Below are 16,262 nucleotides of genomic sequence, written 5' to 3' on the forward strand. Positions count from 1 at the left end.
AATCTTATTAAGGATGTCGTTATGAAATGGTTTATCAATACCTGGCGCACACTCAACCAGCCAGCTAAATACCTCACTTTAGGCACTATTAGCCTTTCAGCCTTTTTAATGGGCATTATTTTTTGGGGCGGTTTTAACACTGCTTTAGAACTGACTAACACTGAAGAGTTTTGTATTAGTTGTCACAGTATGGAAAGCAAACCCTACCAAGAGTTACAGCAAACCGTGCATTGGTCTAATCACTCTGGTGTGCGTGCTACGTGTCCTGATTGTCACGTGCCGCATAACTGGAGCCGTAAAATTGGCCGAAAAATTGAAGCATCACACGATATGTGGGGCTGGTTAATGCAAACCGTGAATACCGAAGAAAAGTTTGAAGCAAAACGCCTTGAAATGGCAAGCCGTGAGTGGAAACGTTTTGATCGTGATGATTCATTGGCCTGTAAAAACTGTCATAACTACGACTCAATGAAGTGGGAAGACATGTCAAAACTGGCGCAGAAACAAATGAAACGTGCTGCGGAAACAGACCAAAGCTGTATCGATTGTCACAAAGGAATTGCCCACAAGCTACCTGATATGGGTACCTCACGTGCACCTGAATTAATTGCCCAAGTCGGTGCTGGCGAATCTAGCCTTGAAGCAAGCAGCAGTTACTTTACCGCATTAACTAAACCACTTTACTTCAACGAAAAAACTGACGTTGAAGCCGGTACCCTAAACATTGCCACTAAAGTGACCGTATTAGAAACCAAAGGTAATCGCGTTAAAATTGGCATTGATGGCTGGCGTAAAAAAGTCGGCGCAGGCCGAGTGATTTACTACGATTTTGGCCTAAACATTTTATCGGCTCAATTGTCAAAAGATGCCGCCCTTGAAGACGGTGTAATGGAAGTGTTCGAGCAAAAAGAAGACCCTATGACAGGACTTATTTGGCAACGTGTTGAAGCCAAAATTTGGACCGACTCAGATTATCTAGTCAAAGATCTACAACCACTTTGGAACTATGCAAGAGACACATATACCAACAGTTGTAGTGTGTGTCATACCCAACCTGCTGAAGCGCACTTCGATGCCAACAGCTGGCCTGGAATGTTTCAAGGCATGATAGCGTTCGTCAACATGGACCAAGATACCAAAGCACTTGTGCAAAAGTACCTTCAGGAACATTCATCTACTTTCGACAAGTCAGCGCATTAATAGGACATCATTATGAACAGAAGAGACTTCCTTAAAGGCTTAGCAGCAACCTCATTTGTTAGCCTAAGCAGTGCATCAGTGCTAGCGCCATTTAAGGCTTTGGCAGCAGCGGGAACCATAGCTAATGATGACTGGTTAACAACCGGCTCGCATTTTGGCGCATTCAAGATGAAGCGTAAAAATGGTGTTATTGATCAGGTGATCCCTTTTGACTTAGACAAGTATCCAACCGACATGATTAACGGCGTAAAAGGGTTAGTGTATAACCCATCACGCGTTCGTTACCCTATGGTACGTTTAGACTTTTTATTAAAAGGTCATAAAAGTGATACTTCACAGCGCGGTGATTTTCGTTTTGTTCGCGTCACCTGGGACAAGGCACTGAACTTGTTCAAAGACTCATTAGACGAAATACAAACCAAGTATGGACCATCTGGCTTGCATGCGGGTCAAACGGGTTGGCGCGCAACGGGGCAACTGCACTCAAGCACTAGCCATATGCAGCGCGCTGTAGGCATGCACGGTAATTTTGTTAAAAAGATTGGCGACTACTCTACCGGCGCAGGGCAAACCATTTTACCGTATATTTTAGGCTCAACAGAGGTATACGCCCAGGGCACGTCATGGCCGTTAATCCTTGAACAGTCAGACACCATTGTCTTATGGTCTAACGATCCCTATAAAAATCTGCAGGTGGGTTGGAACGCTGAAACCCACGAGTCATACGGCTACCTTGCTAAGCTGAAAGAGAAGGTTAAGCAAGGCAAAATCCGCGTGATCAGCATTGACCCTGTGGTTACTAAAACGCAAAAGTATTTGGGCTGCGAGCAACTGTATGTCAATCCACAAACTGACGTGGCATTGATGCTAGGTATTGCCCATGAAATGGTGTTCCAAAACCTGCATGATAAAAAGTTTATCGAAGGATACAGCTTAGGGTTTGAACACTTCTTACCTTACCTATTAGGCGAGTCTGATGGTATTGTAAAAACCCCTGAATGGGCCAGTAAGATTACTGGCGTGACTCCTGAAATCATTCGTGATTTAGCCAAGGTAATGACTAAAGGTCGTACCCAAATCATGATGGGCTGGTGCATCCAGCGTCAACAACACGGTGAACAACCGTATTGGATGGCCGCTGTGTTAGCCACTATGATTGGCCAAATTGGTTTACCTGGCGGCGGAATAAGCTATGGTCACCATTACTCAAGTATTGGCGTACCCTCATCAGGAGCCGCAGCGCCTGGAGCATTCCCACGTAATTTAGATGAAGGCCAAAAGCCGCTGTTTGATAATAATGACTTCAAAGGCGCAAGTAGCACTATACCTGTTGCACGCTGGATTGATGCCATATTAGAGCCAGGTAAAACCATTGATGCTAATGGCTCAAAAGTGACTTACCCAGCTGTCAAAATGATGGTGTTTTCGGGTAATAACCCCTGGAACCATCATCAGGACAGAAACAAAATGAAGCGGGCATTCAAAAAGCTAGAATGTGTGGTCACCATTGATATGAACTGGACGGCGACATGCCGCTTCTCTGATATTGTGTTACCAGCCTGTACCACGTTTGAGCGCAATGATATTGATGTCTACGGCAGTTACGCTAACCGTGGTGTATTAGCGATGCAAAAGATGGTTGAGCCGTTATTTGAAAGCTTATCTGACTTTGAAATCTTTACTCGATTTGCCAAAATTATGGGTAAAGAGCAAGAGTACACCCGCGGTATGTCTGAGTTTGATTGGCTTAAAAAGCTCTATAACGAGTGTAAAGCCGATAACGCGGGCAAGTTTGACATGCCAGATTTCGATACCTTCTGGAAAGACGGTTATGTTCACTTTGGTGAAGGTCAACCTTGGACTCGTCACGCTGATTTCAGAAACGATCCAGAAATGGCGCCACTTGGCACGCCATCGGGTTTGATTGAGATATTCAGCCGTAAGATTGCGCAGTTTAACTATGATGATTGCCCAGGCCACCCAACCTGGATGGAAAAGTCAGAACGCAGTCATGGTGGACCCGGTTCAGATAAGTACCCTGTGTGGATGCAATCTTGTCACCCAGATAAACGCTTACATTCGCAAATGTGTGAGTCTGAGCAATATCGTGCAACCTACACAGTAAAAGGGCGTGAGCCAGTTTACCTAAACCCAACTGATGCCAAACAACGTGGTATTAAAGACGGTGATATAGTGCGGGTATTTAACGACCGTGGTCAATTGCTTGCAGGCGCTGTGGTGTCTGACAATTTCCCACGCGGTGTTATTCGTATCCACGAAGGTGCCTGGTACGGTCCTGTAGGCAAAGATGGCAGCAAACAAGGGGGCAATGAAATTGGTGCATTATGCAGCTATGGTGATCCAAATACCTTGACTCAAGATATTGGCACCTCCAAGCTAGCCCAAGCTTGTGCAGCCTATACTTGTTTAGTTAACTTTGAAAAGTATCAGGGCAAAGTGCCAGAGGTCAGCTCGTTTAGTGGCCCAATTGAAGCAAAAATCTAAATCAGCTCAACTTAAGGTTTTACACGCCAAGTTTATCCTTGGCGTGTAAACCTTAAACAGTATTAGTAATGAGCTGAACAGGCTTAAAGGAGACAACATAGATGAATGAAACTCAAGTGTACGCCACCCCAATGAACCAGGGCCGCGCTATGGTATACAGACTGCTCTCATCGCTTTTTGCTAAAGAGCTTGATCATCAACTATTGCATGAACTGACATCCAGTCAGGCTCAGGCCTTCTTTGCTCAACTGGCCAGCGACCCCTTGTTGGCACAAGATATCGCTAGCTTAAATTCAGTGTTGAATACTCTACATACTGACAGGGCGTTATTAGAACTTGCGGCGGATTATTGCGGATTGTTTTTAGTCGGCACTAAACATAGCGTAAGTCCCTATGCCAGCTTGTATCTTGGCGATAATGACACTGGGGATGAAGTATTATTATTTGGTGAGCAGCATCAGCAAATGAAGACTTTTTTACAACAAAGTCAATTGGCTGTGCAAAGTGAGTTTCCTGAACCTGCGGATCATATCGCGGTAATTTTAGCCTACGTAGCCCACCAAGCCTGTTGCAGTGACGATAAAACACAACAGGCCTTTATCGGCCAATATTTGAATGCTTGGTTACCTCAGTTTACCGATAAGGTAATGACGGTTGATAGCGGTAATTTCTATGCCGCCCTTGCCAGACTTACCCAGGCCTGGGTTGCCAGTGATTGTGATGCTCTACGAGCAAATTAGTTTCACCTTTCCTCCCCAAGGACCAAAACACCGAGCTTGCTCGGTGTTTTTTTATTCATGCAATCTGCTAGCTTAAGTCATATCCGTCAGTTTTAGCGACACGGCATCAATCGAGTCCTGCCATAATCGTTGCAGTGCTTGATACCCTTCATCAGTTAACGTACATGATTCCAATTGCTGACACCGCTGAGTTAACGCAACTAATCCCATGCTGGCGCTACTGCCTTTGAGTCCATGTAATAATTCGCCGCAGTTGGCTGGCAACTGAGCTAATGCTGCTAACTGAGCGCTGCTGCTTACTTTAAACAAGCTTAACATTTCAGTTAACGCATCAGCGCCTAAGTATTGTAAGTCCTCAGTAATTTGCTGCTCATTGAGCAAATGCGCCGCTGATTTGTCTGTTGGAGAAGAGTTCGCCTCCGTCTTAAGTGTGCTAGCAGCAATAGGCTTATCTTCAACTAGGCTAACTGTATCTATGGTATTAGGATTCAATTCATCTTGTTCAAGCGTTGCAGTGTCGGTTTGAAATGCTGCCCCCACACTGTGAGTGTCGGTTTGAAATGCTTCACAAGCAACGCCAATCCATGCAGCTAAAGCCTGCATATTCAGTGGTTTTTCGAGTACTGAATCAAACCCTGCTGCTTTATAGATTTGCATATCATCATCTTGCACTTGAGCGGTAAACGCGGCGATATTAGTGCTTAAATGCGCCGATTGTGTAATCTGGGTTAACTCAGCTAACAACTCAATGCCCGAGCCATCACCTAACTGAATATCCAGCATAATCGCGTCAAACTGTGCGGCATTATCCTGCCGATAAACTGCTCTTGCCTGCGCGCAGCTTTCAACCAATATAGACTGATGACCAAGGTGAGCTAAAAAGCCCTGGGCAACCATGGCATTAACTTTATTATCTTCAATCACCAGCAGGTTTTTAGGTGCCACTTTGGGCAGCTCAATATGGCTTAATTCATCGGCTTGATTACAAATAATGAGTGGTAAGCTAAAGCTGAATGTCGAGCCCTTACCCACTTGGCTATCCACGCGAATACATTGGCTAGCATTGTCGAGGTTGTTTTGGCTGTTATTGTCGAAATCGTTCATCAGCGCGACCAACTCTTTACAAATTGACAGCCCCAATCCTGTACCACGGGTGCGTCCTTGATTAGGTTGAGCGCTATAAGCGATAAACAATTGCTCCATTGCGGTTTCACTAATGCCAACACCGCTGTCAATAACGGCGAATGTCAGCTGCTGTTCAACCACACCTACGTGTAATTCAACCCCGCCCTTGGCGGTAAACTTAATGGCATTAGCTAACAAATTAAACAACACCTGACGCAGTTTAGGCCCATCGACATGTATCCATTGCGGCAAATTTTGACGGTTTAACGATAAAGATAACCCGGCTAGCCCCGCACCCGACATCATCACCGCCATCACTTCATCTAACAGATCATTTAACGCAACGGGTCGCGGCTCGTTAGTTAACTTGCCTTGTTCTAAACGCGAAAAATCTAAAATATCGTTCAACACGGTTTGCAGTAAAGTGCCGCTATATTGAGACAAAGCCAGCATTTGCTTTTGGGCAGGCGGTAAAGGTGAATGGCTCAATAAGGTTAACGTGCCTAAAAGCCCATTTAATGGCGTGCGAATTTCATGGCTCATGGTCGCTAAGAATAATGATTTAGCATTACTGGCCTGCTCAGCCATCTCCCTTGCGGCCGAGTGCCCTTTTGCTTCAGCATCTAACTGACGGTTGGTTTCGGCTAATTCAATGGTACGCGCCTGAACGGTATTTTCTAATGAGGCTTTATGCACAATCAGTTCAGATGCGGTAGTTTGTAACTCGGCTTGCAACGCTTGATTTTGGGTAGTTTTTTGCTTGAATGCTTCGATAGCTGAAGCCATAGCGGTTAGCTCATCATCGCCATGGGGATCAAGCACAACCTCGGTATTACCTAGGCTTAATTGTGATAACGCCGCAGTCGCTTCATTTAAGCGCAGGGCAATGCCTTTATAAATCACCCGATATACCACCAGCATCATGATAATGAACATTAACACGCCCGTTGCCCACAGGCCGGACTTTGCCCAAAACAGTTGCTGTAAAAAATCGCGGCGGGCATTGTCTGCTTGGATTTGCTGGGCTTTCATCGCCCCATCGACCGACTTATTCAACAGGCTTAATTTGTCAGTTAACTGCATCAACTGAGCATTTTGCTTAGCTAACACTTGCGCATATTGCTGCTGTAAACGTAAACCAATATTCACTTCCCTTAGCAAAACTAATTCTTGCTCAAGCTCTGTCGCCCTCACCGGATCGCGAATAAGCCCTTTTAATAATTCAAGCGGCATTAAATCAATTTGCTTACCCACAGCGCTATTTGAAACATCAAAGCCTGAGGCGTGATTGGGGTGTTCTCCCGCCACATTTTGGCCGCTTGTTTTAGGGCGAATACCCGATTGATAAAGCACCCGTGTCATGCTGTCTAATATTTTATTTAATCCAAGTTGTTGCTCGGGAGACTGCAATAATTGGCCCACTAATGCGATATGATGAATAAGCGCTAACGCCCTGTTTAAGCGCTCTCTGATATCTAAATCTTGTTCTATGATAGTGTCGAGCAAGTGAGCGCTTTGCGCTTCACCTGCCACTTGCGGGTAAGCTAGGCTTAATTTGGCCAAAATAGCCGAGTCGACGACCGCCTGCTCGGCTTCAAGCAACACACCGCTTCGTCTAGCCGCTTCGGCAAGGTCGCTGCCTTTATCATCTAATAGTGCGGTTAATGCTAAACGTGCGCCAACCTGACGCCCTAAAACAGATAAGTCATCAATAATCTCACTCGCAAGTAAGGCTAAATTATTATCTTTACTGTTATGACTATCTTGCACTTTTAACGCATTAAGCCGTTCAATTGCAGCAAATAAATTGGTGCTTTCTAAAGATAATTTACGTCCTAAAAATGCTCGTTGGGCTTCTTCTTCCACTCGTTCAAGCCCTTGAGCATTGTCGAGTAATGCATTGGACGACTGCATAAGTTGTCTGGCGGCTTCCGAGGCTGGTAAGGCTTCTTCGTATAAATACTGATCGGCTAATTTTACCCAATACAAGGATAAACTGCCCAGACTGACTAATAATAGTAATAGCAGTCCCAATAGACTAAATGCCAGCATGAGGCGACCAACTAAGCTCTTACCTGATAGTGATAAAGCACTCACATTCATTCCTTAAACTGTTACAATCTACTCGACAAAAACCACAGTGTTTTACTTAACGGCTTAGACACCCTAATAGAGACAATAAGATGCGACAACTCATTTATATACTCATTTTTTGTTTAGGGACAATTTCATCACTGGTTGAAGCAAAAACCGACAACCATTGGTCATTAGAGCAACGAACGCCGTTTAATGAAAAAATTCAAACCACTGAAAAAATCCATTATAACGCCTTAACGTCTGCCCAAAAAAACTGGCGCATTTGTGCATTAGTTCCCCACCTTAAAGATGCTTATTGGATAGGCATCGATTATGGTTTGGTGTCACATGCCAGCCAACTAGGGATTAACCTAGAGTTATTTGAAGCGGGCAGTTATTACCGCAAAGACCAACAACTAAAGCAACTGGAACACTGTTTAACAGAGCCATTTGATGCGATTTTGCTTGGTACTGTCAGCCCTGATTTACTTAAGCATTATAAAGGATCCATCAATAAACCGATTATTGCGCTGGTCAATCAACTCAATAGCCCTATCATCAATACCCGTGTTGGCGTCAATTGGTATCAAATGGGTTGGATTGCCGGCAATTATATTAGCCAATCGCAACAAAAGACCCCAGCAGATAAACCAGAAAAACTAGCGCTATTAACTGGCCCTGAAGGCGTTGGCGGTAGCAGTTGGGTTGAACTTGGTATTCTTGATGCCATAGCAAACAGCTCGATAGAAGTGTCATCTATTCGCCATACTGATAATAATCGCAACCTTTACCGTGACCAATTGCATCACTTACTCAATGATCATATTCCCGATTATATTTTAGGAAGTGCCGTGGCCATTGAGGCGGCGATTGGCTCTTTACAACATAAGCAGCTAACTGGGCAGGTAAAGTTAGTCAGTAGTTATTTATCTCCCGCCACGTTGCGGGGACTGTATCGACATAAAGTGGCTTTTAGCACAGATGATCAGGTGGTGTTACAAGGTAAGTTAGCCATTGATGTTATAGTAAAAGAGCTTGAAGGTGCCGCGCCCTTTGGTGACATAGGCCCGCAAATACTAAAGCTATCACAAGGTAAAGTGTCCTTTAATGCACTTGAAAATAGCTTAGCCCCTGCTGACTTTTATCCCGTCTACCGTGTAGTTTCGCCTAGTCTTCAACCTTAGTGGCAAATAAGTAACCTTCACCGTGTACGGTAACAAATAAATCTGCCTGAAGCTTATTGCGTAGACGGCGGATAATCACGTCTATGGTTCTGTCATTGACATCTTCATTTCGATGACTTGTTTGCTGCATCAAACGTTCGCGAGATAAAACCTGCTGTGGGTGTAAAGCAAAAGCCGTCAGTAATTCAAATTCCGCTTTGGTGAGTTTAATCACTTCATCACCGCGGGATAACTTACGACTATTTAATTCTAAAACGTACCGGTCGAACACAATTAAATCGTCACACTTTTCAAATTGCTCTACCACTTCCTGCTGGGCTTTTTTAACTAACGAAATCCGCCAAAGCAAATTTTTAACCCTAACCAACAGCTCTCTAAGTTCAAAGGGTTTAGTCACATAATCATCGGCGCCCATTTCAAGGCCAACAATTTTATCTATAGTTTCATCGCGCCCAGTAACCAAAATAATGCCGACATCAGAACGGCTGCGTAAATCACGGGCTAAACTTAAACCATCAACACCAGGTAAGTTGACATCTAACATGACTAAATCGATATGATTATTGGCAAATTGTAGCCACATCTGCTCGCCGTCGCCGGCTTCGAGTACACGATAACCTTCACGCTCAAAATATCCTTTTAAGCGAGCACGTATTACCGCCTCATCATCAACCACCAGCACTGTGTGTGATACAAATGTATGCGCCATCGTTAAATCCAAAGTATTTAAGCCAATGACCGATATTATTCATAATTTTTCACATTTGCCTATAAAGATCTCCAAGGAATGAGTAGCGGGTAGCAAAAAAAGTCTAAAAAAAGGACCTGAATATCACTAAGGGAGAGTGACGTTTCAGATCCAATACTAATAATTACTGCGAAGCTGCTATTGCAGGCTAGAAACTTTTGTTAATACCAACAACAAGGCGATCATCAAAAATTTCGGTTTGGGTACCATACACTTTATGATCAGAGTCAACTGTGCTGCCATGGTAACGCACATCGAAATTAATCCCTGCATAGGCTTTACTGACACCAAGATTCCAGTGCCCCCAACCTTCTGCTCCCTCGCCATCTAAATCCTGATAACCCACGCTGCCAGACACTTTCCAGCCACTGTCGAATTGATAACTTGGGTGTACTGCGTAGTTCACCCCTTGCCAGCCTTCTACACCAAACCAGTCATCAACCGTTGGGGTCACTTCTAGTTGTACGTTTGCACGGCCAAACTGTTTGCCCACTTTAATCCATAATTCAGTGTAGTTTGAATAAGACGCACCCGGATAAAGGTAAGAAAAGACCATCACGTCATAGGTAATGCCACTATCACCAAACTCGCCAGCTTTACCAATGTATGGCGCGGTCACGATTTCTAAATTAGGATCAGCAAACTTAATATTTGAAGCAAAAACGCCAGTGTACCAACCATCATCGTTAGCCCAACCTAACGTGCCTTGTACCACGGGAACGTCGCCGTCCATGGTTTCAGATTCACCGCGAAAAACATAATCAGATGCAAAAGTCATGTTGCCGCTAATTTTACCACCAAACACGTCGGCATCATCTGCAGCAAATGCAAATGGCGCGGCTGAAAATAGCAAGCTGCCAAGTAAAACCGATTGAGTCAGTTGATGTATTTTGTTCATAATTATCACCCTATGTTTACCACTTATTATTGATAGGGTGACTATAGGGAAAACTTATGAATGGCTATTGTGCTTGATATGAATTGATAAGAAATGAATATGAAAAATTATGAATAATGGCATTTAATCCGATGTAAAAGATAAGCCCTATAAAATTAGCTTTGTTGTTTATCTACCACAGAACAAATTTGCTGCCATAGCTGACGCTTTTCAGTCCCACTTTGAAGCACATCTTCCAGTGGTGCACTGACTAACCATGCTACCCGTGGACGTCTTTTTACTTTACGCATATCCCAAACAACCTGCGGACCTTTGATCACTTCGCAATCAAAATCACATTGCTCTGGGGTTATATCTAATTGGGCCAACACATTTTCAATAAACTGTTGTTCAGATAAATCTGCATCGACATCGTGTAATACCAAGTAAGGTTTGCCCGGTTTGTCAGCACTACGCCAACGGGTGATGTTCATTGCATCAAGAAAAGCCGATTTGTCCATATTCACAGTCTATTAATCAATAATAAAATAAGAATATCAGGTTAGCCTAGATGAGGGAAAGCCAATGCTAAAAATGCAGTGCAAATAAAGCGGTTGTAAGCCAGTAGGGTAAGCCAACTCCTAGTGATATTTGAAACCCTGTTGAGATTTGTTAAGAATAGCGGTTCAGTGATATTTTTATCTTTTTTTGCAACAAAATCCGCAGTCCACCTTTGACATGGTTGTTAAATACTTGTTAAATTAGAGCCGCTACTCAATTATTAGTCATAAAACAGTACTAAAGTACGGATGAGTAAGCGCTAGCAATGCCAATTAAACAGAACATGATTAAAAAAGTAATTAGCATAAATTCAAGCAAAACCAAAAGGATGTGCCCGACAATGAACAAACTGTTAGTGTTAATGCTGCTTATTTTAAGTCTACCCGTTTCAGCCAAATCACTTCCCCCTATTCTTAATTTTTTACCTTCATGTGCGCCTATTATTGTTGATGGTATTTATATTGAAAAAAAACTTACTGACAGCGCGAATAACAAGCTAATAGCCAGTAGTTTTCAATTAATCAGAGAAAAAGCAAAAGAAAAACGCGTCGATGCCATTATTATCACTAATCTTATCCAAACCGATAAGCTAATTATCACCGCTGATTTAATCGATTTTTGTGATGATGATGAAAGTTTGTCATCAATGAGCACCGCCTACAACCAACTGAGCCGTAGACCCATTACTTTTGAGCGCTCTGTTACTCCGTCACAAAAAAAACCGGCCACATCAATTACAATACCTAAGCCTGAACCTGAACCTGAGCTAGCGATTGCTCGTGTCCAACCGGAACAAGCAGTGCAAGCACCAACGCGAACAGTCAATACCGCCAGAGCAGGCACATCATCAAAAAACTTTAAACCAGCACTGATGACACAATTAGAACTGGCAAAACTTGCTGCTAAAGCAAATGAAGCGGGCAAGCTGTCAACAAATATCACCTTATCAGGTGCTTATGGCATTAACATTAATAACTCGACTGAATACGTTCTCAATATTCTTGGCCCAGCAAGTGCCGTGTTTACCCTAAGTGCAGACACCACGGCTTGGTTATATGGCCGTGACTTATGGCTTATTATCGAAAATGACAAAGTACAAAAAATTACTTATAAAGAGCATTCACTACTGAATTACACCGGTAAGAATTTTATTTTATATGATGAAGACTTTGACAATAATTGGCTTATCGATGATAAAGCTGGGTTCCGTGATGATGTACCTAACGTACGCGCAAAATTAAATTACCTCAAACAGAAGTCAAAAGCTGAATACACTGTTTCAAACCAAAAAAATCTATTGAAGTTAGATTTCTCAGAGTTTTCCTCATATAACGGTAAAGAACCAGATTTATTGTTAAGTGGCTTTACTTTTTACTCACGTGATTATGATAGAGATGAAAATCAGATCCAGTATTCTGATATCGACAACAACTTGTTAAATAACTTACTCGTACCAGTATCTAAACCTAAACCGTTAAAAATACAAGATTTAGTCACTCACTACGTTCCTAACGTTATCAATTACTCTGATGATGGTAGCTGGGAGGTATTGTCTAAACACATACAAGTAAAACACGTCGACAATACAATCAAGCAAATCAAACTATCGGAAAGTATCAATTACCCAGTTGAATCTGATGAAGACTTTATGCGTTTTTTAAAGCAAATGAACATACCTGAAACTAAACAAGCCATGATGGATAAGTATGCAAGCAGCGCGACATTCTGGTTAGAAAAAATGACAGTAACCAATAATGATTATGAGATTAGAGCGGAGTTCACCACTGAAGATGACGATGCTATGCTGATTTCACTCGAAGTAGAATATTTATAAATTCACTAATCTCACCGTTCTAAATTAACAGCACATAAGTCAGCCTAAATTTAAAATTAGGCTGACTTTTTTATTTTTTCACACTAACATAATTTAATGATTTATTATTAAGGCAAATAAACAATGAAAATAGATTTTGCCCAACATGGGAGTTTTACATTAACGGTAGAGAATAATGTCATTGTGGCAACACTTAATGGCAGTTGGAATAAAGAGGCTGCCATAGCCTATAAAAATCAATTCATGCATGTCGCTCAGCCATTAATAGGCAATCCTTGGCGGCATATTGTATATCTTGATGAATGGGAGTTATGCGAAGCAGAAATGTTCCAGGTGATCACTCCTTTAGTGACGTGGTGTATCGATAATGGCCTAAAAAAAGCTGCACATATTTACAGTAAATCGGCTATCAAAAAACATTTCATAGACCAAATGGTCATTGAGAGACACGGTGATTTTGAAAGGTGCATTTTCACTAGTAAAACAGAAGCTGCCGATTGGCTAGCTGAATCCGATTTTATAGTGCAGCGCTAATTAGCGATTCATTGCTCAGGTAAATAGGGACACAGTACTATATTGCCCCCTTTAATAATTAAGTTAAGTGCTACCTTAACCAAGAAGCTTCAAATTATCCTATCTCGCTTTATCAAGAGCTTCGCAAACCAGCTTAATCCCTTGAAGAACTCGCGGTGACGCCCTATGTAATACATCGGCATCTAACTGATAAATGTGTTTGTTTTTAACCGCTGGCAGTTCGGGCCATTGTGACCAATTAACCCCCATGGCATTTCCTTCGTCCTGACTTTGTAATATCACTTCGGCGTTAGTTAATAATACATTTTCAATACTAATTTGCGGATATTCGCTTGCGGCCTCATAAAATACATTAGCCCCATTGCATACACCAATAATATGCTCAATCCAGCTGCCTTTAGACACAGTCATTAGTGGTGTCGACCACAACTGATAAAACACTTTAACCTTGGATTTAAGTGTGTTTTGTTGACGAATCTCAGCTAACTGCTGACGGTAATCATTTGCCACCTTCTGTGCTTGTTGCGCTTGACCAGTAAGTTGCCCTAACTGTTCAATCTCTGTCGCCACATCATCTAATGATTTAGGGTCACTATTAAACACAGTAAAACCCAGTTGCTTAATTTGATTAATATCCTCCAGCTTATTACCACTTGCCCAAACGACAACCAAATCAGGGTTAAGCTCAATAATTCGCTCTATTTGAATGCCATAATAGCCACCAATACGGGGAATAAACTTTGCTGACTCAGGGTAGTCCGCATGATCTGTGGTCGCGACAATTCTGTCGCCTGCTCCTATGGCATAAAGCATTTCAACGCCGTGAGGAGATAAAGCAACAATACGTTTTGCGCCAGTAGCGTGAATATTTGCGTGGCTATTAGCTGGAGTGACATCCTGAACAGTTTGCGCAAAGACGGTAAATGACACTGTCACTAATGCGGCAGAAACAATAGGGAATAATAAAAAGCGAGTGAGTATGAAATATAGCAAACGAGTGTCCTTTTCGAGTGTAGTGCTCATTTTTAATAAATTTAACTTAAGCGATACTGATTAGTCATTGTGATTAAAATGGTTAATAGCTAAGAATAATAGTCATATCAGGTTTATTACCAACCATGCAGCTTTGCATATTCAAGCAGGTTTTCAGGGCGATAACTGTCATCTTGTTGCCAGCGCGCTTTAACTGACGAGTGAACTTGTGCTGCGCCTAAATCGTTAATCGTTCGCAGCGATTTTGTCTTTAGTCGATAAAATTTGCGTCTGGAATTAACTAGCTTAGCCAGCGGATTAAGCACGATACCATCGAGTAAATGATGTTCAATACTCAGCCCATTTAACTGAGCTTGCTGCATCATCCATTGTAACGGAATATCAGATAGCCGAGTACCATCATCATCTGCAGGATAACTGCCGCCAACGTTGCTGTGCGCCCCCGCAAACCAAACCTGTTCAATATCCACACTGTCTTTTGATGACCAAATCGTTGGGGTAAAATCTTGTCGATGTTCATCAATTGCCAATGCATGTCGGGCTACTTTAACATTGGCACCAATTTTGGTATCAAAAAATTCATCTTTATCTTCAAATAGCCCTAAAAATGAAAAAGGGATCCCCATAGCACCGACTGTATCCCAAACACCCACAAAAGCGACGTCACGTGTTGCATGAGAATATTTCTCCCTAAATTCGACAGACTTAATACCGTCAGGAGCATATTTATTATCTTGGGTTTTATAGTGATCAAACGCTTTTTGAATATACTTAGCATCGGGCCGCTTGATAATGCCGCAATTATTGATTAATCCCGATAAACAGCGAACCGTGTAAGCACCGCGGCTAAAACCAAATAACCAGACTTCATCCCCTGGGGAGTAATTTTGCACAATATAGCGATAACCATCGACAATGTTTTTATGTAGTCCTCGACCCGTTGCCCCGCTAATTAACACGTCATGGTAAGAGCCAAGGCCCCAATCATAAAATACCTGTTGTGATTTACCGTCACTGGCTATCGGGTCAATGGCACGGGCCAATTTAAGCACATTGGTGGCATGATCTTGTTCAACATCCAGTTCTGGCCGATTCCAAGTACCATCTGCGCACACTACAATCCTTTTACTCATTAGCTAACATCCTTTTAACGTTTGACACAGCTTTAGACTAAGGCCCTATTGGAAGCTTGTCTAAAAAACAATCTACTACCATAATAAAATATTGTGCTTAGGTACCTATCTTATCGTTATCTTATTCTTATCACTTACACTTAATTGGACTCAATTATGATAAATCCAGCAGATTGCGTACTCATGGTCGTTGATGTACAAGGAAAACTTGCCCAAGTGATGCAACACTCCGCTCAACTGCACCATCATTTAACAACGTTAATTAAAGGGGCAGCCCTTTTCGATATGCCAATTATTTGGTTAGAACAATTGCCCGATAAACTCGGCACAACCTCGCCAGAATTAGCTGAATTGTTATCCCCCTTATGCCAACCTATTGCAAAACAACATTTCAGTGGCTGGCAGTCAAAACAAGTACAAACCTTACTTGCCCAAAAAGGCCGTAGGCAAGTTATTTTGTGCGGTATCGAAACCCATGTTTGTGTTTATCAAACATGCAAAGACCTGCTTCAACATAACTTTGATGTTCATGTTGTCGCCGATGCCATGTCGTCACGCTCAACGGATAACAAAGTACTGGGTATTCAAATGATGCTTAATCTTGGTGCGCAGCTGACAAATGTAGAGTCATTACTTTTTGAATTACAACATCAGGCAGAAGGCGATAGGTTTAAAGCCTTATTAAAATTGATTAAATGATCTTAACCGCTTTATTGGCGTATTATTTGATCATCTTTCATTACTGGTAGTCG

13 protein-coding genes are annotated in these 16,262 nt (G+C 42.4%); 7 read left to right on the forward strand and 6 right to left on the reverse strand.

The annotated features are described in order from the left end of the window. Nucleotides 1-21: 21 nt before the first annotated feature. The 3 genes from torC to torD all read left to right on the forward strand — a co-directional run bounded on the left by torC (nucleotide 22) and on the right by torD (nucleotide 4,445). Nucleotides 22-1,200, forward strand: coding sequence for a pentaheme c-type cytochrome TorC (gene torC, locus ACRWP9_RS17120; protein WP_434926986.1), 1,179 nt, complete (start codon nucleotides 22-24; stop codon nucleotides 1,198-1,200). A gap of 12 nt (nucleotides 1,201-1,212) precedes the next feature. Then, nucleotides 1,213-3,705 (forward strand): trimethylamine-N-oxide reductase TorA, encoded by a 2,493-nt coding sequence (torA, locus tag ACRWP9_RS17125; protein WP_434926987.1) that lies wholly within the window; start codon nucleotides 1,213-1,215, stop codon nucleotides 3,703-3,705. A gap of 101 nt (nucleotides 3,706-3,806) precedes the next feature. Further along, nucleotides 3,807-4,445: a molecular chaperone TorD gene (torD, locus tag ACRWP9_RS17130; RefSeq protein WP_434926988.1), complete on the forward strand. Its 639-nt coding sequence runs from the start codon at nucleotides 3,807-3,809 to the stop codon at nucleotides 4,443-4,445. Between the two features lie 72 nt (nucleotides 4,446-4,517). On the opposite strand, the gene torS is transcribed toward torD, so the two are convergent. Then, nucleotides 4,518-7,667, reverse strand: coding sequence for a TMAO reductase system sensor histidine kinase/response regulator TorS (gene torS, locus ACRWP9_RS17135; protein ID WP_434926989.1), 3,150 nt, complete (start codon nucleotides 7,665-7,667; stop codon nucleotides 4,518-4,520). Nucleotides 7,668-7,753: 86 nt separating this feature from the next. On the opposite strand from torS, the gene torT reads away from it, so the two are divergent. Beyond that, nucleotides 7,754-8,830: a TMAO reductase system periplasmic protein TorT gene (gene torT / locus ACRWP9_RS17140; protein WP_434926990.1), complete on the forward strand. Its 1,077-nt coding sequence runs from the start codon at nucleotides 7,754-7,756 to the stop codon at nucleotides 8,828-8,830. Here torT and torR read toward each other — a convergent pair. From torR to ACRWP9_RS17155, 3 genes are all read right to left on the reverse strand, one after another. Next, nucleotides 8,814-9,539, reverse strand: a complete 726-nt coding sequence (gene torR, locus ACRWP9_RS17145) for a two-component system response regulator TorR (RefSeq protein ID WP_434926991.1) — start codon at nucleotides 9,537-9,539, stop codon at nucleotides 8,814-8,816. The two genes, torT and torR, sit on opposite strands and share 17 nt — an antisense overlap. Nucleotides 9,540-9,726: 187 nt before the next feature. Continuing rightward, the gene (locus tag ACRWP9_RS17150) at nucleotides 9,727-10,476 is read right to left on the reverse strand and encodes a TorF family putative porin (protein WP_434926992.1); all 750 of its coding nucleotides are present in this window, start codon (nucleotides 10,474-10,476) and stop codon (nucleotides 9,727-9,729) included. A gap of 155 nt (nucleotides 10,477-10,631) precedes the next feature. Then, nucleotides 10,632-10,976: a DNA polymerase III subunit psi gene (locus ACRWP9_RS17155; protein ID WP_434926993.1), complete on the reverse strand. Its 345-nt coding sequence runs from the start codon at nucleotides 10,974-10,976 to the stop codon at nucleotides 10,632-10,634. A 380-nt stretch (nucleotides 10,977-11,356) separates the two neighbouring features. Between ACRWP9_RS17155 and ACRWP9_RS17160 the strand changes: the two genes are divergently transcribed. After that, complete coding sequence (locus ACRWP9_RS17160) at nucleotides 11,357-12,850, forward strand: hypothetical protein (RefSeq protein ID WP_434926994.1); 1,494 nt, start codon at nucleotides 11,357-11,359, stop codon at nucleotides 12,848-12,850. A gap of 123 nt (nucleotides 12,851-12,973) precedes the next feature. Continuing rightward, the gene (locus tag ACRWP9_RS17165) at nucleotides 12,974-13,384 is read left to right on the forward strand and encodes a hypothetical protein (protein WP_434926995.1); all 411 of its coding nucleotides are present in this window, start codon (nucleotides 12,974-12,976) and stop codon (nucleotides 13,382-13,384) included. Nucleotides 13,385-13,483: 99 nt separating this feature from the next. Here the strand turns inward: ACRWP9_RS17165 and ACRWP9_RS17170 are convergent, their stop codons facing one another. Further along, entirely contained in the window at nucleotides 13,484-14,251 is a 768-nt protein-coding gene (locus ACRWP9_RS17170; RefSeq protein ID WP_434929118.1) for a cobalamin-binding protein, read from the reverse strand. 242 nt (nucleotides 14,252-14,493) lie between these two features. Beyond that, complete coding sequence (locus ACRWP9_RS17175) at nucleotides 14,494-15,510, reverse strand: DUF2235 domain-containing protein (RefSeq protein ID WP_434926996.1); 1,017 nt, start codon at nucleotides 15,508-15,510, stop codon at nucleotides 14,494-14,496. 156 nt (nucleotides 15,511-15,666) lie between these two features. Here ACRWP9_RS17175 and ACRWP9_RS17180 point away from each other — a divergent pair, with 156 nt between their 5' ends. After that, entirely contained in the window at nucleotides 15,667-16,209 is a 543-nt protein-coding gene (locus ACRWP9_RS17180) for a hydrolase (protein ID WP_434926997.1), read from the forward strand. Nucleotides 16,210-16,262 lie beyond the last annotated feature (53 nt).

This window comes from Shewanella sp. HL-SH2, assembly GCF_051164935.1.
Taxonomy (GTDB): domain Bacteria; phylum Pseudomonadota; class Gammaproteobacteria; order Enterobacterales; family Shewanellaceae; genus Shewanella; species Shewanella glacialimarina.